The following is a 19997-nucleotide window of genomic DNA, read 5'->3' on the forward strand; positions in this document are numbered from 1 at the left end:
GCGCTATGGATTCGAACCCGAGGGATCCGACTGCGCCTCCTCGGGCACCTCGTCTCTGAATCGCGGTCCATTGGCGAGCCGCCGACCGAGCGCCTCGATAAACTTGTCATAACGCTCACCACCCTTCGCCCGAGCTGCAGCCTGAGCGGCCTCCGGTAAAGGGACGGTCGTATTCAGCCAGAAACGGACGAAGAGGGCGAAGGCTTCATTGGCGATGACCAGATCCCGTTCGACCCGCTGTATGCTGCGATCGATCCGGTCGAGACGTTTGCTAATCGCGGCCTCCTTTCGTTCGTCGGCGTCCGGGGACAGGAAAGAGGCAATCGCGGCTTCGGCTATGAGTGAGCTTGAATGCCCGCGCCGATCGGCAAAATCTCCGAGCTGCTGCTTTAGCTCGGGATCGAGATAGACGGAAAGTCGCTGTTTTCTGCCTGGTCGTGCGGACATGCTCACAACTCCATACCATCGCCGGGGTCCATCGAAACCTGCCGCGCAATATTGTGCATGCCGCGGGCCAGCATCCTGTTTGCAACAGCATCAGCGTTCGGTTCATCATTGTCGGGATCGAACTCGTTGATGGGCGTTCGGACTGGTTCCGGCGCGATGTCCTTATGCCGCTCAAGACCTGGCTCGCGGCGCAAGCCGGCATTGGCGGTATCGTTTTCCACCATGACTGTTTCCGATTTTTCCGACAGCCCCCTCGCCGGGGCGCTGCCGGTCGCGGCCAGGGCCGGAACCTCCTTTAGCGCCGACCAATCATCCGCCTTGGGCGGGACATCGGAATTGAAAACCTCCGGGACCGGAAGAACGCGTTCCTTGAGCCGCGCATCTTCGAAATACCGGGCCTTCTTCGTCCGGATGGGCGGAACACCCGCGATCATGACGATCTCCTCGTCAGATGGAAGCTGCATGATCTCCCCGGGCGTCATGAGCGCGCGCGCTGTCTCCTGCCGGGAAACCATGATGTGCGCCAGCCACGGTGCCAGCCGGTGCCCGGCATAATTCTGCATCGCGCGCATTTCGGTGGCGGTACCAAGCGAATCCGACACACGTTTGGCTGTCCTCTCGTCATTGGTCGCAAAGCTGACCCTCACATGACAGTTGTCGAGTATCGAATTGTTCGGACCATAGGCCTTTTCGATCTGGTTAAGGCTCTGGGCAATCAGGAAAGCTTTGATGCCGTAGCCTGCCATAAAGGCGAGCGCGCTCTCGAAGAAGTCGAGCCTGCCGAGCGCCGGGAACTCGTCGAGCATCATCAGCATTCTGTGGCGGCGACCCTTCGCATGAAGATCTTCCGTCAACCGACGGCCGATCTGGTTGAGGACCAAGCGCACAAGCGGCTTGGTTCTGGAAATATCGGATGGCGGTACGACCAGATAAAGCGTGGCCGGCGTCCCCTCCCCGATCAGATCGGCAATGCGCCAACCGCAACGGCTAGTGACGGCTGCAATCACCGGATCGCGATAAAGGCCGAGGAAGGACATCGCGGTGCTCAAGACGCCGGACCGCTCGTTATCGGATTTGTTGAGCAATTCACGGGCGGCACTAGCGACGACCGGATGTGGCTCCTCCTCGCCGAGATGAGGGGTGGTCATCATTGCTCTCAGTGTCATCTCGATCGGCCGGCGCGGATCGGAAAGGAAAGCCGCGACACCGGCGAGCGTCTTGTCCCGTTCGGCATAGAGAACGTGCAGGATCGCACCGACCAGGAGCGAGTGGGAGGTCTTCTCCCAATGGTTCCGTTTTTCCAATGACCCCTCGGGGTCCACCAGGACATCGGCAACATTCTGTACGTCCCTTACCTCCCATTCGCCCTTGCGTACCTCCAGCAGCGGATTGTAGGGAGAGGAATTCGGATTGGTCGGATCGAACAGCAACACGCGACCGTGTCTTGCCCGGAATCCTGCGGTCAGCTCCCAGTTCTCACCCTTGATGTCATGAACGATGCAACTCCCCGGCCATGTCAGCAACGTTGGCACGACAAGTCCAACCCCCTTGCCCGATCGTGTCGGAGCAAAGCAGAGCACATGCTCGGCACCGTCGTGACGGAGATAATCGCTCTCGTAGCGGCCAAGCACCACGCCATCATCATCAAGGAGGCCGGCCTCCTCGATCTCCTCGCGTTCGGCCCAACGCGCGGAGCCGAAGGTGCGAACGTCTTTCGCTTCCCGCGCCCGCCAGATCGACATGAAGATAGCAACGACGACCGCGATTAATCCGCCCGACGCTGCGATGGCCCCGCCTTCGAGAAAGATGTTAGGTGCGTAGGCGTCGTAGAAATACCACCACCAAATGACAGCCGGCGGCGGATAGAGTGGCAAGCCGGCAAGCTCGAACCAGGGAGAACCAAGTTGCGGCTGGAAATCGAGCCGCCAGGCGACCCATTGCGTCGCGCCCCAGACCGTAACAAGGACAGTCAGGCACACGACAATGATCTGTTCCCATAGCAGGCGCGTCGCCGACAAGCCGGAAACTCCCTTCTGAACATGGCTTCACGTCCAGAAAAATGGTCTCATGACTTATTTCAATATCATAGGTCGGGAACGGCGTAGGTTGGCGAAGGCCGTTGTAAAAATACTTGCGGGCTGCGGGGCCGGTCCATGCCGTCACCGCCCCCTATTGTATGGTGGGCAACTGCCTCAGCGGATTGGCGAGCGGAACGCCCAGTGGCTCGAAATGTCGCTCATTGGCCGTCAGAACGGTGAGTCCGTGTGCGGCTGCGGTCGCGGCAATGGCGATGTCCTCGAAACCAGGATCATGAGCCCGCGCCCGATCGAGGATCAGCCCGGCGTGCCTAGCCTCCTCGACACCGAACGGCAGGATGCGGCCGGCATAGAAATGCTCTATTGCCGCAAGCCAGCGGCGAAGGTTCTGCGCCTTCGTCGTCGCCTCGATCCTTTTGGCGCGGGCAATCCCGGCCTCGATCTCGGCGATGGTGATCGCTGAAAGATAGAGGCGGTCGCCATGAGCGCGCACCCAGGCGGCGAATGCCTCGACGCCGACCTGGCGCTTCGTCGGCGCATCGGCGGAGACAATGTTGGTGTCCAGGAGATACAAGATCAGAGACCGTTTTCACGCAACGCACGGGCGGGCTTGCGCGGACGTTCGGGAATATCTGCCGGTTCGCCAGGAAAGGCGAGAAGCAGATCGGCAAAGTCCGGCACCCTGGAGACCCGCTGCCATTCTTCGAAGGAAACCAAAACCGCTTCCTTGCGGCCATGCCGGGTGATGACAGTCGGCTCTCCCGCCATGGCCTGATCGACCACAGCGGAAAGCGTCGCCTTCGCGTCCTTGAGCTGAATTTCCTTCATGGCATTTCTCCATATGACTACCGATAGTCATATATGATTGCGCCGGCTTCAATCAAGCGGGGGCTGGACTTCATTCACAAGCCAAGCCCGCGCTTGCGGCCAAAGCTCCAGTCCACACCACCGTCGACGCGGGCCACGCCCGAGATATGCTGGCCGATATGTTTCTCGATGGAAGGCGTCCATGGCACGAGGCTGAAACCGAGACCATCGTCGACCATCGCGAAGCGGCCGGAAGCAAGGGTAAAGCGCTGCTGATAGGTGCCGGCAACATACTCCCCGGCAGCAGGTTTCTGATACGGTATGTTCATTTCACTGGAGAGCTTTTCGCCGAGTGCGTCCAGTTCGCGTTGCCGGAGCGTGCCGAGCAGGTTGCGGGCGAAGACGACACGCTCGCCCTCGCGCCGCGCCAGTCCATCCCCGATCAGATGTTCGGTTCGCGCCTCCATCGCCTGTTTGACGTCCAGACCAAAGCCGCCGCCGAGATCGACCGGGTCGCGGGCGACAAGCTGGCGGTCGAGCCAGGTGGCTCCGTCGGCCGTAGTCTGAGTCTCAATCGGGAGATCGGAACGAACGGCAAGCGCAACACGGCGCTCGCCACGCGCGTCCTCGAAGGAGCGTAGCTCGACAATCGAACCCGGCGCACCGTCCCCGGCCGCCTCGATGTCGGGAAGACGGATGTGATGGGTGCGGCCATCCACGCCGTCGACCACGGCAAAGGCCGTGCCGCGCAGCTCGTCGTCCAAGCCGCGCTCGACCAGCCGGCCGATGACCGGCTCACCATGCGTTTCGCCGGAGAGCACGTAGTCGGTCAGCCCGCGCTCGATGCCGCGTTCGGTCAGCGCCCTGTGCATCCGCTTGATGATGTCGCCGCGCTCACCAAGCTCGCGCAAGGTGGCTTCCGCCTCTTCGGCAATCACCCATTGGCCGGGGCCGGAAGCTTGGGCGAGACCGAGGCTTTCGAGCTTGCGCAGCCGCCCCACCTTCAGGGACAGATATTCGTCCGGCTTCTGGTCCGGCGCCGGAGCGAGATCGAGAAAGCCGTAGCGATCGGCATCGCGGACAAGCTGGCGGTCGAGCTGCGTCCAGCGCTCGGCGTCGATCTGACGTTCGATCGAGCGGCGGATGTCGATGTCGGTGCGCGGTCCGAGTTCCTGGGTGATGAGGTCCTGTGCCCGGTTGCGCATCCCCTCCTTGATGTAGTCGCGGGAGATGACCAGATCGTTGCCGTCGTCGGCGCGGCCGCGCAGGATGACATGGACGTGAGGATGCTCGGTGTTCCAATGATCGACGGCTATCCAATCGAGCTTCGAGCCAAGATCCTTCTCGACGCTCGCCATCAACTCGCGGGTGAAGCTCTTCAGGTCGGACATTTCCAGGGCATCGTCCGGGGAGACGATGAACCGGAAATGATGCCGGTCGACCTCGCAGCGCTCGGCGAATTCCTTCGCGTCCGCTTCGTCGGTTTCCGGACCGAACATGCGGGCATTCTCGCCGTCACGGGTCACGCCGTCACGGCGCAGATAGGCGAGATGAGCCTTGAGAGGTGCCGATCGCGCCGTATGCCGGACGACGCGGGTCTTGATGACGGCGCCGCGTGAACGGCCGGTGATAAGCCGATTGGCGCGCACGCTCGCCAATCGGCCGCGGCCGAAGCGGGAGCCACGTCCCGAGGTGAGCTTGCCGGAGCGGGACACACGCCCGCCGGCCTTCTGCGCCGCAGCCAAAACCTGGGCGATGAACGGCCTTGCCCTTTGGGCCTTGCTGGAGCGGATGCGGCCGGGTCGGACGCGGAAATCGTCGCCCCTGCTCATGGGGTTTTCCGCTGTGATGTGCGATTTTCACGGAAATCATTCGATAATTCGCAGACACGCTCCTCGCGCTCAAGCGCCGTAATGTGCGTGACGTTCCGAAAAAGCCAATCGAAACAACCGACCGACCGAGCCGCGATGTGCGGCTTTTTATCCCGCCTTCCTCCGGTTGTTGGCGACGCCCCTCCCCGGCGTCCCGCAATCGCTACGACGCCGTTCGCGGCGCTACGGCGGAACACGATGGTCATCGAAGCACCTCCTGATCTCCGGCACGACGCACGAACAGACCATCGGACGGCGGCGCGAGCGAGGTAACGTCGGTGATCGTGCCGGCGCTGGACGGCCGATCATCCGCGGTTTGGTCACCGCCAGCGGGAACTGACATGCGAGCGACGAAGAGAGGCGCGACGGACCATTCAGGGCGCGTCGGTCGATCCGCCGTGCGATATCCAACGGTGGCAACGGAATCGATCATGGGCACGATCTTCGCCATGTAGGCGACGGTCTCAGTGGGCAGCGGATCGCCTGTGACGAGATGCTTTTTGTAACGGCCGGGACCAGCATTGTAGGCGGCGAGGAACCCGGGTGAGCCGTAGAGTTCATGCAGTTCCGCGAGATAGGCGGCGCCGGCGAGGATGTTGTCGCGCGGATCGAAAGGATCGTCGCCAAGGCCGTGCCGGACGCGCAACTCCTGCCATGTCGCGGGCATGATCTGCATCAGCCCCATCGCGCCTTTCCGCGAAACAGCCTGCGGATCATGATCGCTTTCGACGCGCATGACTGCGCGTATCCAACGCTCGGGAATGGCGAAGCGCCCGCCGGCTTCCGCGACGTAGGATGCCCAGGGATCAACCGCCACGGCTACCGTGGCCGTGCGGGCCGCCGACATTGTGTGTGCCGGAGGATCAGCCCACGCCGCGCACGGTGCCGTCCCGCTCATGGTACCCGCGATGAGCCACACCATGAGCGCCGGGAGGGCGGCGCAAAGACCGCCGGCCCGATTGCCCCTCAGCCTGCCATCGTGCTCGCGGCGGCCAAGGGCAAGGCTGCGCCGCCGGCCTGGATTTTTCGGACGGGCAACATCTGTAGGCCTGTCCGCTTCCCGGAAAATCGGCGGCCACCCTTGACCTCTGCTGCGCGCGACGGCCGCCCGATGGGCGATCGGGTCGAGGGGAGTGATCGGCACATGATCGATCAAGGGGAGTGAGCCTGAAGGTTTGCAGGAAGAATGGCAGCGCATGAGGGTCATGCCTGATCGTCGCGCCGCGTCTTGCGCGTCCAGTGAAGATTCCATGAGTCCTTCTTCGTGTCGGACTCGAACATGCGGGCGCGGATCGGTTCGATGAAGGAAGGGTCGTCGATGGTAACGGACAGATACGCCCCTGCCCGGTCGCCGGTCCGATCCCACGCCGCGCCGACCTCCATGCCATCGGCGAAGACACGGTGGTTCGGCGCGTTCTCGATGTCGCCGCCGTCGGTCGGCAAGATGGTCACTTCGGCGTCGAGAATGAGCGTGCGGATTCGACCGAAAAATCCGTCAGCATTACGGGTGAAGGTGCCGATCTGGGGCATTGGGAAAACTCCTGCGGTTGAAGAAGCGAGCCGTTCACGGCTCGTCGGAAACCGGCTCGCGAAAACTGTCCGCAACCGGATCGGGATCGTCGGTGGTCCAGAGCGGGACAGCCCGGCCGACGACGGTTGAAAGCTGAAGCGGCCCGAAATAGCGGCCGTCGAAACTGTCGGAACTGTCCCAATTCATGAAAAAGGCTTCGCCTTCGGCAACCTTCCGGCAGCCTTGCCAGATGGGCAGAGGACGGTCTTGGCCATCGCGCTCGCGGGCCTGCCCATAGGTCATGCCGTAGGCGGAGATCACTGTGCCGTTCCGGCAGACGGTAGTTCCGACAAGCGCCAGCACGCGCTTGAGGAGCGGCAGGCCCTTCGGCAAATAGCCGCGTTCGTCGAGGAAGTCGGCCAGTTCGTCCGGCGGCACAACGACAGCGAGGTCGCCGATCAACAGCGCGCCGCCGCGCTCGATCCGATAGAGGCCGACCGGCACACTGCCCGACGCGTTCCAGATGAAGCGGAAATCGGGCCGGCTCCACTCCGGCACGACGATCAGGGCGGCACCGGCCAGCATCACGGCAAGCGTCCCACCGCGCGCCGTCATGGCTGCACCCCGCGGCGCCGCAGCCAGGCGCGATGCTGTGCGGGGGAATAGGCGCGGAAAGGCTCGTTGACGCTGAGACGGTTATAGATGTGCCGCCAATGATCCGGTGCAACATCGGTCGGGTCAATGTCGAGTGTCTCGATCGCATCGATCGTCTTCAGCACGATCTCGACCTTCGGCCAGCCGTGGATGCGCAGCAGGATTTCGCCGCCGGGACGAACGAAGGGCAGCGTCTGGTATGGTTCAATGGAGCTGACAGCGCGCACGATGTCGATGCGCGAGATGATCGTGCCGTGATCGTTGCCGGCCCAACGGACGAACGCGAAAATGCTGCCGGGCGCGAAGCTGACGATACGACGGTGGCGATCGAGCTTCTGTTCTGCAGCGATCGAACCGAAGCGTATCCAATGCTCGATCCGTTTTTCGCGCCATGTGAGTTCGACCAGCGTTCGGTCCGATAAAGTGTTGTTGAAGCGCGGTCCCATAATCATCGGCGCTCCTCCCCGCGAAGGTACAAAGCGATGCCCGCTGGTGGTGCGATCGGTTCTTGCTCGGCGGAGATTTTGGCGGGTCGCGTTAGGAAGAAGCCGAAGGATTCTGGGTTAGCACCGTTAGGACGGTCAATTATCGAAAGGCCGCGGACGGTTACGCCCGATGTCGGTCCCCGATAGTACGGCAATCCGGTCCCCGATAGTACGGGCCTTCCAGTCCTGGATAGTACGGGTCTGTCCACAGTTTGCTCACAATCTCGCCGCGCGGCGGCGCGACAGGCGTAGCGCAGCTGCAAGCGGATCGGTTGGCGTTGGCTGAAAGGTCAGGCGGATACGGCGATCCGGGTCGGTCACAAGGGCAAGCCGGTAACCGGGCAAAGGCTGCCGCCGGACAATGGCGCGCAGGTCATAGGCAAAATGCTTGAGGGGAGAGAGGGAGCCGGATTTCAGATAGAGGTGCTCGAGGTCGAAGCTCCACCCCCATGTCTGGCGACCGCCGTGCTTGCGCACCAGACGATAAAGCCAGCGCTCCAAGCCGCCCCTCAGTTCGAAATACGCTGGATCGATGGTGAGGATTAACGCATCATCGATAACGCCGGCATAGAACCAATCGGCGAGGATGAGTTCGATACCGAGCGGCCGGCCGGCTGCATCCAGCCGCTCCTTCCACTCGGCGATCCATGAGAAGCGATGCCGGCGCCGTTCGGCCGGCTGACGAATGGAGGTTACGACGGTGGTGGATTGCAGGCGGTCAAGCGCCGCTTTCAGCCTCCCGTAATTCAGCCCGGAATCCGTACGGCCGACGAAGGTGAGGATCTCGTATGGGGTCGCCGACATGAAGCGGGAGGTACGCAAGCCTCGGTCGCGCGCCTCCACAATCTGAGAGGCTGCCCAGATCAGCACGTCAGCGTCCCATATGGTCGCCATGCCGTGTTCGACGGTGGCCTCCACGCGGATCGACACATTGCCCATGCGGAAGTCGATCGGCGTTACGCGGCGGGATTTGGCGAGGGAAAAGAACGGCCAGGACATGAGGTCCTGGGCGTCGCGAGCGGCGATGTCGCCGCCGGTCGGCCGAAACAGTTCGAGCTGCTGTCCCTGATATGTCCTGTGCGCTGACATGGGCAGCCGTCCGCTCAGCGGGCCGCATTCGCGGCAAGGTCGCCGGCCGGTCCTTGCAGAGGACGGCCCCTGAGCGCTTCGGACGTCGACTGGCGGGCGGATCCGTCGACCCAGGCTTGAAGATCAGCAATGGAATAAACCACACGCCCGCCAAGCTTACGATAGATCGGCCCCGTTCCGTCGCAGCGGTGCTTTTCGAGCGTTCGGGGTGAGAGATCGAGAAGGCGAGCGGCTTCGGGTGTACGTACGAAGCGCGGCCAGTTGTCATCGGTCTTCACTTGCATTGCAGTCCTCCATCGCGGCCGCCCTTATGGCGGCGGATCAGGTGCGACGATGGCGGAAAAGCTGCGGTTTGGCGGAGTGACAAAGTTGGAGACTTTGCAACCTGTCCCACCATGCCAGATGGGTCTATGATTTTCGAAACAGGTGGCCCTTTGTCCGCCCACCGTTCAGAATGCGCAGATATCCGCGCTCGATATGTTCGTTTGCCTCGGCAAGCAGGCGCGCAAGCTGACGACGCTCAGACGCGTTGCGCCATTCGACGGCCGGAAACGATCGCACATCGCGGCTGAAAAGTACGCTCGCAACCTCCCGCTTGGAGGCTCCAGATCGCAGACCGTCGACCGCCCGCAGCATTTGGACGTAGCGGTGGCGGTGAAATGCTGAAAGCTTTTGCCGCCGAATTACATCTCCAATCGGCTTGCCCTGAAGCAGCCGAAAGGCGCGCTGAATGCTGTGCAGACGGATTTCGATGTCGTTATCGATCGGGATAATGAAGGCCGCGCGTAGGGGCGTCCTGCCGTGTGGCAGCCACAGGTTCAGGTCGCCTTCCCGTCCTGACAATTGCAAATGGAGTCCGGCTCGGCTGTCGCGGACCACCATCGTTTGCAGGAGCCGCATCGGATCTAGGTCCTGGCCACCCTGATAGGAGGAAGGAACCTCTCCGACGATGACCGTCTCATGATGCAGGTCGGGACGCCAAACGGGACGGGAGAAGCCAGCTTTCTTCCAAGGATCGGTCGGAAAATATGAGCCCCCACTTTGCCGGGAAGGAGCTAATCAGCGGAGCAGCCGCAGGCCCTTCTTTAGAGGCTGTCACGTAATCGGTTTGATATTTGAGGTTTCTTCGCAAAAACTCAAAGGCGAAATCGCTCCGGTTAAGCGCGAATGTGTTGCTGATGAAATCCGATGATGCCCAATAGGATTCTGTTTCCATAGCTGACCCCGACGCAATACAGAAAGAGCCACCGGAGGGATATTCCCGTCCTCAGGATTGAGGACACCGATGACCGTGCCACCCGCGTGCGTGACATGCCAGAACTACGAGGGGATTTCCGATCGCTTCATTGCTTCAGCAATGGTCTGAGCTATGTTTGTCGTATCCAGTTTGTCCCTGGAATTTTTCAGATGCGAAATCACCGTTGTTTTCGAAATATTAAGTATCACAGACGTCTCCCAAGCAGTCTTCCCTCGCGAAACCCAGAATAAGACTTCCCTTTCCCTGCGAGTTAAGCTCTTCTTCGTCGACATTTCAGAAATACTCATTCTATCCTCACAAAAGAAAACCAACGCGGCAATTATCGCGTGGAGCGAATTTCATCAGGCGAACGGGCGGGGGCATGGTCGGATGTACCTTGTTGGGCGGTGGTGACTTTTAACCCCCATGGCATTTCGTAGACGCTTAATGGTTGTAGGTTATGCGTAACGAAAAGCTCCACGCAAGACCGGCGAATGCCGATTGATTACTATAGTATGTAGCTTTTACGCCTGCATTCTGAATGGCTTTGCCTATGAAACTCACGGCTGTGTTCGCACGAAATTTGCGGCTGTACCGTCAAGCCGCGGGCCTCTCGCAAGAGCGGCTCGCCGAGTTCGCTGGCCTCGACCGCAATTACATCGGCAAGTTGGAACGCGAGGAAAGCTCGCCGACGCTTGATACTATTGAGGCGCTGGCAGTCGCCATGCAGATCGACGCCGAGAAGATGATCCGCCGGCTCTCTCCGGTAGACGTGAAGAAGCTATGAATTGCCTTGGAAATATAAGCCTTCAGCTTACTTAGAATCGGCGTCACTTCTTTTACTGGCTCGAACAAGATTTTCGAGATCGACGCTTAGGGCGTCTGCAAGCTTGCTTAAAGAGACGATGGTAGGATTTCGACGGCCTGCTTCCAAGCCACTCAGATAAGCGCGCGTCAATCCTGACCGAAACGACAACTCCTCCTGAGAAAGGTTGCGCTCCCGTCGTATCCTAAGAACGTTCAATCCCACTGTCGCGCGGATATCCATCCCGCGACTTTTGGCCAGCCGTTCACTCTAGTGCGACACACTATAGTGAACATTCCTCTTGACTTGCGAAGGAAAGGGCGTCTTAAATGTGCATTATATGGAACATTGTTGCTATTATCGGAACACGAAATGTCGAGTAATCAATCTCTTGAAAAGGGACTTCTTGTTCTCGGGTTGCTTAAGGAGGCACGGGAGCCGCTAGGCGTCCGGGAGATTGCTCGGAGACTTGAACTCAGCCCGGCGGTTGCCCAGCGGCTTCTCAATAGCCTTGCTTCTTGCGGCTACGTTGAACATGCCGGCAACACCCGCCGCTACCAGATCGGATATGCGGTCCTCGGTCTTGCACAGCACGTTTTCCAAAGAGGACGTCTCCTCACGCTTGCCGAGACGGAGCTACAAGCGATGGCAGCCGGCGGTTGTTTCAATGGCTTCCTTGGTGTCCGGCGCGGGTCGGCCGGCATCTATGTCCTGGCGGTTCAGTCGGACAGCCCAGTGGTTATCCGAAACCACCCCGGCCAAACAATGCCGCTCCACTCCACCGCTTTGGGAAAGGCCCTGTTGTTCAACTTGGACGACGGCTTGATCAAGGACCTGTTGGGCGAAGCGCCGCTCCCGCGTTTTACCGACCGCACCATTACAGAGGTGGATAAACTGATCGAGCAACTTCATGTTGCTCGCCAGCAGAGGTTTGCGACAGCCATCTCGGAAAACCTCGAAGGTGTGATTTCCGTCGGCGCCCCGGTCTACGACGCAGCCGGTTCAATCACGGCCGCGATCAGCGTGGCTTTTCCTCGCGCAGTCTATCCAAAAGTAAAGCTCATCAACGTCGCTCAAAGTGTGCTTGCAGCGGCAAATCGCATTTCCAGAGAGCTCGGATTCGACGAGTCCATTGAACATTTTGGGAGAGAAAGCATCGATGCTGTTAAATGATGTGCGATTGCAGGAAGCAATTTCCAACCATGGCTTGGACGCAATTGTAGCTACGTCACCGGAGAACGTCCTGTATGCGAGCGGCTTCTGGTGCCTCCCACAATGGATTCGTCGGGGGCCGCAAGCATTCGTGGTGCTGGGCGCCTCGGCAATTGATAATCCCGTGGTCATCACGGGTACGTCGACGCTTGACCTGATCGCCGATCAAAACGTCCGAGCGCGCGTGCGACGCTATGGCGCCTTCACGGTCGACACGGATCTCACGACGATTCTCGATCCCGTCAGTGCTCGGCAGGCGGAACTTCATCAGCTGACCGATGATCGAGATGCTCTTGCCGCTCTCGTAGCCGAGATTCGCGCCACGGGTCTTTCAGGAGCACGCATCGGGATCGACGAGATCGGCTTGCTCCCCGGTGACGTGGACAAACTTCGCAGCGAGTTGCCTGACGTAACTTGGATTCCGGCGTCGTCCCTGCTTCGCTGGGTACGTGCGGTCAAGACTCCTGAGGAGATCGACCGGCTTCGTAGCATCGGCGGCATTACCGAGCGCTCGATTGCCGCCGCCTTCAATGAGGCTATGAGCAGTGGAGCTACCGAGCTTTCGCTGGCAAGGGCCTTTCATACTCAGACAATAAAAGAGGACGCTTTTCCGGTGCTCGGATGCATCGGCTTCGGTGAGCGCAGTGCCCTCATGAACGTACAACCTTCAGATCGCGAGCTCCGCAAAGGTGATATCATCCGGTTCGATGTGGGTGGGCACTTTCGCAACTACCGCGCCGACATCGCCCGCAATGCCTGCTTCGGCGAGCCTTCCCCCGACGTTCGTTTGAAGTACGACGCTCTCAATAAAGGCGTGAAGCGGGGCATTGAACATATCCGCCCCGGCGTTCCGGCTTCGAAAATCTTCGAGGTGGTCGTGGAAACCGTGCGCAAGGAGGGCATTCCTCACTATCACCGTAGTCACGTCGGGCACGGGATTGGACTGGATGGCTACGATCTGCCGCTTCTATCCGCTTCAAGTCAGGACGTCCTCGAAGCAGGAATGGTTTTGTGCATCGAGACCCCCTACTACGAAATCGGGCGCGTTGGCTTGCAAGTTGAGGACATGCTCGTCGTCCGGCCGGACGGAGCAGAAATGCTGACAAACGCCGGCAACAACCTCCTGGTGCTGAACTGATGACCCGCCGCTTCGCATATGCATGCTATCGGTGTGACAGCGAATTGCCGGTCGGGCATCCGATCGATTCGCGCGGCTGCCCGAGATGTCTCGACGAAGCTCCCTCGAATTTGAGGCTGGTTTATCGGGGGGACATTGCCGAAGAAGGCAAGCTTACAAAGAAAGAGCAGCCGCCATCGCTCTGGCGTTATGCGAATAGGCTGCCCTTTAGAGAGGACGCTGCCGTTTCGCTCGGCGAAGGATTGACGCCTCTGCGTCCGGCAGCGCGGCTCGGCGCGGAAATCGGCGTCCCTGCTCTCTTCATCAAGAATGAAGGGCATAATCCGACCTGGTCTCACAAGGATCGTTTCTCCACCGTCGCCATCACAGCCGCACAGCAGGCCGGTGCGAGCACCGTCGCGACCAGCTCGACCGGCAATGCTGGCGCCTCGCTCGCAGCCTATGCCGCACGTGCCGGGCTTTCCTGCGTCGTTGCGACTGCGGCTGGTTCGGCCGGCCCTATGCTGACCCAGATCGAGAAATACGGTGCTCAGGTCATCCCCTTCGAAAACAAGTCCGATCGCTGGGCTTTCCTTGCGGAAGGCGTCGAGCGATTTGGCTGGTTCGCAACCTCGCCCTATCGGCATCCGGTCGTCGGCAGCCATCCGATCGGAATAGAGGGGTACAAGACTCTCGCTTTTGAGATCGTCGAACAAATGGGTGGTGCGGTGCCAGACTGGTGCGCCCTTCCCGTTTGCTATGGCGACGCACTCGCGGGCCTCTGGCTCGGCTTCAAGGAACTGCTGAGAGATGGCGAGATAGCGCGAATGCCGCGCCTGCTTGCCGCTGAGGTGCACGGATCGCTAGCGCTTGCTCTCGATCAAGGCATTGATCGCGTTCCAGACGTAACGGCGAGGTTCAACACTTTGGCAGTCTCTATCGGCGCGACCCGAAGCACGTTCCAGGCGCTCAAGGCACTGCGAGAGACGAGAGGGATCGCTGTGCCGGTTTCCAACGACGGTCTTATTGCCCTTCAGGAGAAGACCGCAGGCATGGAGGGGATTTTCCTCGAATTGTCCTCCGTTGTACCGATTGCAGCCATCCTCGCCGCGAGACAGCAGGGAGTCATTGGCTCCCATGAAGCTGTCGTGGCCGTCGTCACGGCGTCCGGCCTGAAAGACGTTGACAAATCGAACCCGGCGGCGATTTCGCGCTCGTTCAGCACCGTGGACGCGGCACTGGAGGTCATCGGGGCCTAGGGAGGCACATCGCATACCACCGGGCTCTCCCGGTCTTCATCAAGCAAATAAGGGAACAGCAAATGAAGAGAAGAGCTTTTTTGACGGCCACCGCACTCCTCGCGGCGGCCGGTCCTCGACTTGCGTCTTCAGCGTCGGGACCCTACCCGGCCGGCAACCCAACAATTGTCGTCGGCTTTGCAGCGGGCGGCGCGGGCGACATCGCAGCCCGCGTCGTTGCCAACTACGTGAAGGAGACACGTGGTCTCGCGGCGACACCGGATTTCCGTCCAGGCGCGGGCGGAACAATCGCGACCGACCAGGTTCGCCGTGCGCGGCCCGATGGATCAGTCCTGTCGCTTTATTCCGTCAGCCCATTGCTCGTCGCACCGCATCTCCAGAAAGTGCCCTATGACTCGACGCGTGATTTCACCTACATTGCAAGTTACGCCGGAATTTCGGTCCCCTGCTTCGTCCGCAGCGACAGCCCCTTCAAGTCCTGGGATGAACTGCTCGACTATGCGCGTAAAGAACCGGAAAAGCTGAAATGGGCTACGGCCGCACCCCGCGGCCTCGCGCATATCGCAACGGATGCCGCGTTCCGCCAAGAAAAGGTGACAGCGACATTCGTCCCGTTTCGCGGCGGTGCCGATGCTGTGACTGCCCTGTTGGGCGGGCATATCGATATGGTCGTTTCGTCGGACTTCGGACCCCATCTTGCGGCGGGTTCGGTTCGCTTGCTGGCTGAAACAAGCCCCAACCCCAAGGCCGCGCATCCTGACATCGTGAGCTTTGCCGAGCGAGGCTATCCGATCGCAATTCCCGCGTCCTACGGGCTCTTCGGGCCGCCAGGCATGCCGAAAGAGATCGTCGCATGGTGGGAAGATGCCATCCGCGAAATGATCACGACTGCCATGTATGCGGATTTCCTCAAGATCATAAACGGATATCCGCTCTTCCAAGAAAGCGGTGAGTTCACGCAGATGGCTCGAGAAGCTTACGGGGATATCGGACGTCAGGTCGAAGCGATGGGGATCCGCTTATGAATGTCGCCCGTCTCGTTCCTTATGCCCTCGCTGCCATCGGGCTCGGTGCCGCGGCAAACGCTCTGGAGCTTCGATTGTGGACGTACGGCGAACCGGCGGCAGGATTGTTTCCATTCCTGGCGGCCACCCTGCTTGTCGTTACCAGCCTGCTTTCCACCCGGGAGAAAGTACCCGAAGAGGAGGCGATCGAGCTTCCTCGTCTGATCGGTTACTCCGCAGCGCTCGTGGGATTCTGCCTGATGTTGAACATCGTCGGCTTCGCGCTGGCCGCGCTGCTGTTCCTGATAGCGGTCCTGACCCTCATCGAACGAATGGGATGGAAGAAGGGCATTCTCCTGGCGGCACTCTTCGCCTTTTCGACATGGGGCTTGTTTGAGGGACTTCTGTCCGTCCCTCTCCCTCAGGGCATGTGGAGGATGTAATGCTCGACTCCCTTACGCAGCTTCTTATGGGGCTTGGAATTGCCCTTGAGCCCACCAACCTTGCGGTCGCACTTCTGGGAGCGATCCTGGGAACCGCGGTCGGCGTTCTTCCCGGTCTTGGCCCTTCCGCCACGGTCAGCCTCCTGCTGCCCGTCACCATGGTGCTTGACCAGACAAGTGCGATCATCCTGCTTGCCGGTATCTACTACGGCTCGCAGTATGGAGGCTCAATCACATCGGTGCTGATGCGTGTGCCAGGAGAGGCATCAAGCGTCATGACATGCTTCGACGGCTATCCTATGGCTCGCCAGGGGCGTGCCGGGGCAGCGTTGGGGATCAGTGCCTTCGGGAGCTTCATTGCTGGGATCAGCGCGACCTTGGCGATCGCGATCGTCGGCCCCGCCTTTACATCGGTGGCACTCGCATTCGGACCGGTTGAGAAAGCATCTATCGTCCTGCTCGGCCTGGTCCTTGCCGCAAGCATTGGGGGCGGATCGCGCGCAAAGGCTTGGACGATGGTGGCTCTCGGGCTTCTTCTTTCGACCACCGGCGTCGATCTGATTTCCGGTGAGGAGCGTTTCGCTTTTGGGATCAGTTACCTTCGCGACGGCTTCAACATCGCCGTCCTGGCAATGGGCCTGTTCGGAGTCAGCGAAATGCTGATGATGATCGAGAGGAGGAGTTCTGCGGAATCCGCGCCGATCCCGTCCTATCGTCTGAGGGAATTGCTCCCGACAGGTAAGGACTGGCAGGCTTCGAGAGGACCGATCGCACGCGGGACGGTGCTCGGGTTCTTCCTTGGTCTGCTGCCGGGCGGCGGGGCGCTGGTAGCCGGCTTTGCCAGTTACCTGCTCGAAAAGAAGCTTTCCCGCTCACCAGAACGCTTCGGCAAGGGCGCCATCGAAGGTGTCGCCGGGCCCGAAAGCGCCAATAATGCGGCCGCCCAGGCAAGCTTCATTCCGATGCTCTGCCTTGGAATTCCCGCCAATGCTGTGATCGGGATCATCATGGGCGCACTGTTGATGCAGAATGTCGTGCCAGGCCCGCAAATCCTCACCGAGCATCCTGAGCTTTTTTGGGGTATCGTTGCCAGCATGCTGGTCGGCAATGCAATGCTGGTTGTGCTCAACGTGCCGCTGATCCGGATATTCGTGCTGCTCCTGCGCATACCCGCAGCAATGATGGCTCCGCTTATCGTGCTGTTCTGCGTCATCGGTGCGTTCAGCATGAACAATAGCTTGTTCGATGTCGGCGTGGTGATCGGATGCGGTGTGGTCGCCTATGGACTGCGCAAGGCCGGCTTCGACCTGGCTCCGCTCCTGTTGGCGTTCCTGCTCGGTTCATTGCTCGAAGAAAACCTCCGGCAAGGTTTGATCCTCGGGCTCGGCAATCCCCGGATCTTCGTGGAGAGCCCGATCAGTCTGACGGTGATACTTTTCACGGTCGCCATTCTGATCGCACCGGCCGTGAGGGATTTGAGGACGCGCCTGATCCGCAAGCCCTGCTGAGACACGCACCGGCGGACATCGTTAAGACCGCCGCGTCGCTGCTGAGAAAAGAACGCTCGATAAATGGGAGAGAGAGCTGGCAATGCAGAACGAGCACCTGAAAACGATCGAACAACGCGTTTTGTGGCTATCGCATTGGATGATCCATCACGCCAACCACATCCGTCCAAAGGCCGACGGGATCAAGGTGGGCGGCCACCAGGCATCGTCCGCTTCACTGGTGTCGATCATGACGGCACTCTACTTCTCGGCGTTGCGTCCCGAGGATCGTGTGGCGGTGAAGCCCCATGCATCTCCTGTCTTTCATGCGATCCAGTATCTCATGGGCAATCAAAACCGCGAAAGGATGGAGAATTTCCGCGGCTATCACGGCGTCCAGAGCTATCCGAGCCGGACCAAGGACGTCGACGACGTGGATTTCTCGACCGGATCCGTCGGCTTGGGTGTCGCGATCACGTCATTTGCGTCAATGATTCAAGACTATGTGGCCGCAAAGAGCTGGGGAAAGGACTTGAACCCAGGGCGAATGATTGCCCTGGTCGGCGACGCCGAGCTGGACGAAGGCAATATCTACGAATGCCTGCAGGAGGGATGGAAACATGGCCTGCGCAACACGTGGTGGGTCATCGATTATAATCGCCAGTCTCTCGATGGCATCGTGCACGAGGGGCTTTTCCGGCGGATCGAGGATATCTTCAGCGCCTTCGGCTGGGACGTGGTCCGCATCAAGTACGGTGTCCTGCAACGCGCCGCCTTCGAAGAGCCGGGCGGACTTCGGCTGCGGGAATGGATCGATAACTGCCCCAATCAGCTCTACTCGGCATTGACCTTCATGGGCGGAGCCGTCTGGCGCAAGCAGCTGATGGACGATCTGGGCGACCAGGGAGATTTGACTGCGCTGATCGAGCGGCGTAGCGACGAGGAACTGGCCACGTTGATGGAAAATCTCGGCGGTAACTGCGTCACCACCATGGCCGAGACTTTTGCCGCTATCGATCATGATCGCCCGACCTGCTTCCTGGCTTACACTATCAAGGGCTGGGGGACACCCATCGCAGGCCACAAGGACAATCACGGCGGACTGATGACCAAATCCCAGATGGCGACATGGCAGGCTCAGATGGGCGTGCCTGAGGGCCAGGAATGGGAAAAGTGGGCGACGGTCAATGACCCGGAACGGCTAAAGGCTTTTCTCGACAGTGTCCCCTTCTTCTCGAAAGGCCGGCGCCGTTACGAAGATGATCTGATCGCCGTCCCCGCCATTGCCGTCAGCAGCGAGCGCGAAATCTCCACGCAAATGGCCTTCGGCAAGATCCTGGACGACCTTTCCAAGAGCAGCAGCGATCTTGCCGCACGCATCGTGACGATGTCGCCGGATGTAACCGGGACAACAAACCTCGGCCCATGGGTTAATCGCCGAAAACTCTTCGCCCGAGAAACGCGCGCCGACTTGTTCATGGACCAGAAAATTCCCTCCACGGCCAAATGGGAGTTCACGCCGGAAGGGCAACATATCGAACTCGGCATCGCCGAAATGAACCTATTCCTGCTCCTGGGTGCAGCCGGTCTTTCACACTCTCTCTTTGGCAAGCGGCTGCTGCCTATCGGCACGGTCTATGACCCATTCGTCGCGCGCGGTTTGGATGCACTGAATTACGCGTGCTACCAGGACGCCCGCTTCATGATCGTCGGCACGCCTTCCGGCGTCACCTTGGCACCGGAGGGTGGTGCTCATCAGTCCATCGGCGCGCCTCTGATCGGCATATCGCAGGATGGCCTTGCCGCCTTCGAGCCGGCGTTCGTCGACGAACTGGCCGTGATCATGGCCTGGGCGTTCGACTATATGCAAAGAGACGGAAGCGGCGATCCGGATGAACGAACCTGGCTTCGCGATGAAACCGGCGGCTCGGTGTATCTGCGGCTCTCAACAAATCCGATCGAACAGCCTGTTAAACGGCTCGACGACGGCTTTCGGCAAGGGGCGGTGGACGGCGCCTACTGGCTTCGCAAACCAGGTCCTAACTGTGAGGTCGTAATCGCATATCAGGGGGTCATCGCCCCGGAGGCAATCAAAGCTGCGGGAATGATCAGCGAAGGACGGCGCGACGTGGGTGTTTTGGCGGTCACATCGGCCGATCGGCTGCATGCCGGCTGGACGGCCGCGCAGCGGGCCCGTGCGCGCGGGACGACGGCGGCACGGTGCCATGTCGAGCAGCTGATGATGAATGTCCCCCCGCATTGCAAGATCATAACAGTTATCGACGGGCATCCGGCAACGTTATCCTGGCTCGGATCGGTCACTGGACATCAGACAATACCGCTGGGAGTCGAGCATTTCGGGCAGACGGGCACGATCGCCGATCTCTACCGCCATTTCGGAATTGACGCCGCCGGTATCGTGGAAAAGGTCAACGGCCTGACCTATGGCCGGCCACTCGCAAGACCTCTTTCGGTCGCTTGGTCCAATCCGTAGCTAAAAGGTCGGGCACGACTTCACAGGAACACTCAATGCG

General features: G+C 60.3%; 23 protein-coding genes. 8 read left to right on the forward strand and 15 right to left on the reverse strand.

The window, feature by feature from the left end:
* Positions 1-3: 3 nt before the first annotated feature.
* The 14 genes from YH62_RS16620 to YH62_RS29510 form a co-directional block, all read right to left on the reverse strand.
* A complete protein-coding gene (locus YH62_RS16620; RefSeq protein WP_046795351.1) occupies positions 4-447 on the reverse strand; it encodes a CopG family transcriptional regulator in 444 nt (147 codons plus the stop codon).
* Positions 448-449: 2 nt separating this feature from the next.
* On the reverse strand, positions 450-2465 hold the full coding sequence (locus YH62_RS16625) for a conjugal transfer protein TraG (RefSeq protein WP_046795352.1): 2016 nt from the start codon (positions 2463-2465) through the stop codon (positions 450-452).
* Positions 2466-2616: 151 nt separating this feature from the next.
* A complete protein-coding gene (locus tag YH62_RS16630) occupies positions 2617-3057 on the reverse strand; it encodes a PIN domain-containing protein (protein ID WP_046795353.1) in 441 nt (146 codons plus the stop codon).
* A gap of 2 nt (positions 3058-3059) precedes the next feature.
* The gene (locus tag YH62_RS16635; protein ID WP_046795354.1) at positions 3060-3311 is read right to left on the reverse strand and encodes a type II toxin-antitoxin system Phd/YefM family antitoxin; all 252 of its coding nucleotides are present in this window, start codon (positions 3309-3311) and stop codon (positions 3060-3062) included.
* Positions 3312-3385: 74 nt separating this feature from the next.
* Complete coding sequence (locus YH62_RS16640) at positions 3386-5122, reverse strand: VirD2 family relaxase/mobilization nuclease (protein WP_046795355.1); 1737 nt, start codon at positions 5120-5122, stop codon at positions 3386-3388.
* Entirely contained in the window at positions 5119-5367 is a 249-nt protein-coding gene (locus tag YH62_RS30150; protein ID WP_137326510.1) for a hypothetical protein, read from the reverse strand. Before YH62_RS30150 ends, YH62_RS16640 begins: the two co-directional genes overlap by 4 nt.
* Positions 5364-6008: a lytic transglycosylase domain-containing protein gene (locus YH62_RS30780; RefSeq protein WP_245282112.1), complete on the reverse strand. Its 645-nt coding sequence runs from the start codon at positions 6006-6008 to the stop codon at positions 5364-5366. The genes YH62_RS30150 and YH62_RS30780 overlap by 4 nt, the downstream gene beginning before the upstream one ends.
* 356 nt (positions 6009-6364) lie before the next feature.
* Positions 6365-6691 carry a DUF736 domain-containing protein gene (locus YH62_RS16650; protein WP_046795356.1) on the reverse strand — a complete coding sequence of 109 codons (327 nt, stop codon included), beginning with the start codon at positions 6689-6691 and terminating at the stop codon, positions 6365-6367.
* A 34-nt stretch (positions 6692-6725) separates the two neighbouring features.
* Positions 6726-7286 carry a S26 family signal peptidase gene (locus tag YH62_RS16655; protein ID WP_046795357.1) on the reverse strand — a complete coding sequence of 187 codons (561 nt, stop codon included), beginning with the start codon at positions 7284-7286 and terminating at the stop codon, positions 6726-6728.
* Complete coding sequence (locus YH62_RS16660; protein WP_046795358.1) at positions 7283-7777, reverse strand: DUF2840 domain-containing protein; 495 nt, start codon at positions 7775-7777, stop codon at positions 7283-7285. Before YH62_RS16660 ends, YH62_RS16655 begins: the two co-directional genes overlap by 4 nt.
* A 249-nt stretch (positions 7778-8026) precedes the next feature.
* The gene (locus YH62_RS16665) at positions 8027-8899 is read right to left on the reverse strand and encodes a replication initiator protein A (protein ID WP_046795359.1); all 873 of its coding nucleotides are present in this window, start codon (positions 8897-8899) and stop codon (positions 8027-8029) included.
* Positions 8900-8913: 14 nt separating this feature from the next.
* Positions 8914-9183 carry a helix-turn-helix domain-containing protein gene (locus YH62_RS16670; RefSeq protein WP_046795360.1) on the reverse strand — a complete coding sequence of 90 codons (270 nt, stop codon included), beginning with the start codon at positions 9181-9183 and terminating at the stop codon, positions 8914-8916.
* 124 nt (positions 9184-9307) lie between these two features.
* Positions 9308-9799 carry a DUF2285 domain-containing protein gene (locus YH62_RS29125; RefSeq protein ID WP_245282113.1) on the reverse strand — a complete coding sequence of 164 codons (492 nt, stop codon included), beginning with the start codon at positions 9797-9799 and terminating at the stop codon, positions 9308-9310.
* A 420-nt stretch (positions 9800-10219) separates the two neighbouring features.
* Positions 10220-10444 (reverse strand): helix-turn-helix transcriptional regulator, encoded by a 225-nt coding sequence (locus YH62_RS29510; protein WP_082118385.1) that lies wholly within the window; start codon positions 10442-10444, stop codon positions 10220-10222.
* A 245-nt stretch (positions 10445-10689) separates the two neighbouring features.
* Here YH62_RS29510 and YH62_RS16685 point away from each other — a divergent pair, with 245 nt between their 5' ends.
* Positions 10690-10923, forward strand: a complete 234-nt coding sequence (locus YH62_RS16685) for a helix-turn-helix transcriptional regulator (protein WP_046795362.1) — start codon at positions 10690-10692, stop codon at positions 10921-10923.
* Positions 10924-10950: 27 nt separating this feature from the next.
* On the opposite strand, the gene YH62_RS29515 is transcribed toward YH62_RS16685, so the two are convergent.
* Positions 10951-11184: a helix-turn-helix transcriptional regulator gene (locus YH62_RS29515; RefSeq protein ID WP_082118386.1), complete on the reverse strand. Its 234-nt coding sequence runs from the start codon at positions 11182-11184 to the stop codon at positions 10951-10953.
* 129 nt (positions 11185-11313) lie between these two features.
* On the opposite strand from YH62_RS29515, the gene YH62_RS16690 reads away from it, so the two are divergent.
* The 7 genes from YH62_RS16690 (at position 11314) to YH62_RS16720 (ending at position 19957) form a co-directional block, all read left to right on the forward strand.
* Entirely contained in the window at positions 11314-12114 is an 801-nt protein-coding gene (locus YH62_RS16690) for an IclR family transcriptional regulator (protein ID WP_046795363.1), read from the forward strand.
* Positions 12101-13291 carry a Xaa-Pro peptidase family protein gene (locus tag YH62_RS16695; RefSeq protein ID WP_046795364.1) on the forward strand — a complete coding sequence of 397 codons (1191 nt, stop codon included), beginning with the start codon at positions 12101-12103 and terminating at the stop codon, positions 13289-13291. The genes YH62_RS16690 and YH62_RS16695 overlap by 14 nt, the downstream gene beginning before the upstream one ends.
* Positions 13291-14529, forward strand: coding sequence for a threonine synthase (locus YH62_RS16700; protein WP_082118387.1), 1239 nt, complete (start codon positions 13291-13293; stop codon positions 14527-14529). The genes YH62_RS16695 and YH62_RS16700 overlap by 1 nt, the downstream gene beginning before the upstream one ends.
* Before the next feature lie 62 nt (positions 14530-14591).
* Positions 14592-15554, forward strand: a complete 963-nt coding sequence (locus YH62_RS16705; RefSeq protein ID WP_046795365.1) for a tripartite tricarboxylate transporter substrate binding protein — start codon at positions 14592-14594, stop codon at positions 15552-15554.
* Positions 15551-15976, forward strand: coding sequence for a tripartite tricarboxylate transporter TctB family protein (locus YH62_RS16710; RefSeq protein WP_046795366.1), 426 nt, complete (start codon positions 15551-15553; stop codon positions 15974-15976). The genes YH62_RS16705 and YH62_RS16710 overlap by 4 nt, the downstream gene beginning before the upstream one ends.
* Entirely contained in the window at positions 15976-17484 is a 1509-nt protein-coding gene (locus YH62_RS16715; protein ID WP_046795367.1) for a tripartite tricarboxylate transporter permease, read from the forward strand. The genes YH62_RS16710 and YH62_RS16715 overlap by 1 nt, the downstream gene beginning before the upstream one ends.
* An 82-nt stretch (positions 17485-17566) precedes the next feature.
* A complete protein-coding gene (locus YH62_RS16720; protein ID WP_046795368.1) occupies positions 17567-19957 on the forward strand; it encodes a hypothetical protein in 2391 nt (796 codons plus the stop codon).
* Positions 19958-19997: the final 40 nt, after the last annotated feature.

The sequence above is a fragment of the Rhizobium sp. LC145 genome (assembly GCF_001005825.1).
Lineage (GTDB): Bacteria > Pseudomonadota > Alphaproteobacteria > Rhizobiales > Rhizobiaceae > Neorhizobium.